This window comes from Vibrio sp. 1288 (assembly GCF_033344475.1).
Map to the genome: position 1 here is coordinate 1 of NZ_JAWPOX010000586.1, position 673 is coordinate 673.

General features: G+C 40.0%; 1 pseudogene. It reads right to left on the minus strand.

Features of this window, described 5'->3' with window-relative positions:
• A pseudogene (locus R8O11_RS28180) lies at positions 1-673 on the minus strand (hypothetical protein); the annotation flags it as partial.

The following is a 673-nucleotide window of genomic DNA, read 5'->3' on the forward strand; positions in this document are numbered from 1 at the left end:
TAAGTCCAGCGTAGGCTATATCTCCAAACACAACATATTCTAAAGGTTTGAGATATGGGTTAGCGATAAGAGCAACACCGATCACCTGCATCACATCCGAACGTTTATCTTGTGTCGCTGCCTCGATGTAATCCTGAAAAGCATCATCTTCCATGTCGATATTGGCATTTCTCATTAAACATTCTGGCGTGGCACAACTCGCCTTAAAACGAACATTAAACGATTCATTATTCACCACTAGATTGCGTCGATAACTGCCATCTTGAGAGACATTATCTACCTCTTCCGTACGGCGTGATAATCGATTTTCTTCGAGTTTTCTAAGGGCTTCTCCCCCCTCAATAAAGCCATTTTTAATTTGATGAATGAGGTCATATCCAACATCATAAGTAATATTGTTTTTGTCATAACCTTTCAAAATAACATCGAACGCCTGACTAAACTCTTTAACGGCTTGGCTGTGTACTGACGTTTCCAAATCCAACGCAGGAAGAAAAATCAAAAGCGCTTCTGTCGCTTTAACAACCTCACTTTCTAGTTTTCTTTTCTCAACTGTCTTCTTTCTAATAGCTGCGTATCGCTCTTCACTGGCTTGAATTTCTTGCCAGTTTTTTTCTCGCTCCTGAAATCGTTCTCTACGCTGTCTTTCAATTTTTTCTCTAGGGGTTTCTTT